Below are 656 nucleotides of genomic sequence, written 5' to 3' on the forward strand. Positions count from 1 at the left end.
CATCGGTAAATCCCTTCAATGATCATTCATTAAAAACTATAACACTGCAAATGCATGTTTGTAATTCAATAAGTTAAGCGATTGCATCACGTTTTATGTATAAGCTAACCGGACTTATCTCATCATCAAACGTTTCGCTAGTCTGGCTAGATTCGCTCTATCTACACCAAGCTGTTTTGCTGTCTTTGACCAGTTGTTATCGTTTCTTGAAAGAGCTTCTTTAATTAGCTTGCGCTGAAACTCTTGGGTTTGTTCTTATAGTGTCGTGCCCTCAGTGCCTTAATCAGTATTGTGAGAGTCCGTTTCGTTCGAGATTACGATTGTTCTATTGAACGCGCTATTAGTTTGCTCAGTGCTGATCGGGATGCTGCGCTCGTTAAGGTAAAGGACTTGTTTGTCGTTTGAGCGACTTTGTTCCGTTACAAGGATTCGCGCCACCATATTTTCAAGCTCTCGCACGTTTCCAGGCGACGCATATTCATTCAGTATTTGCATTGCTTGATCTGAATACCGGACTTCATCAATGCCAATTTTGCTTTTCCATTGCTTCGTAAAGAACTCAATAAGCAATGGGATATCACCATGGCGTTCTCTAAGAGCTGGGGATTGAACAGGGAAGACGTTCAAACGATGGTATAAGTCTTCCCTAAAGCGGC

General features: G+C 41.8%; 2 pseudogenes. Both read right to left on the bottom strand.

The annotated features are described in order from the left end of the window. Positions 1 to 114: 114 nt before the first annotated feature. Positions 115 to 231: pseudogene (locus tag A3739_RS31345) on the bottom strand (helix-turn-helix domain-containing protein); the annotation flags it as partial. A gap of 48 nt (positions 232 to 279) precedes the next feature. Then, positions 280 to 656 (bottom strand): annotated as a pseudogene (locus tag A3739_RS29570) (hypothetical protein); the annotation flags it as partial.

It is taken from the genome of Oleiphilus sp. HI0067 (genome assembly GCF_001635735.1).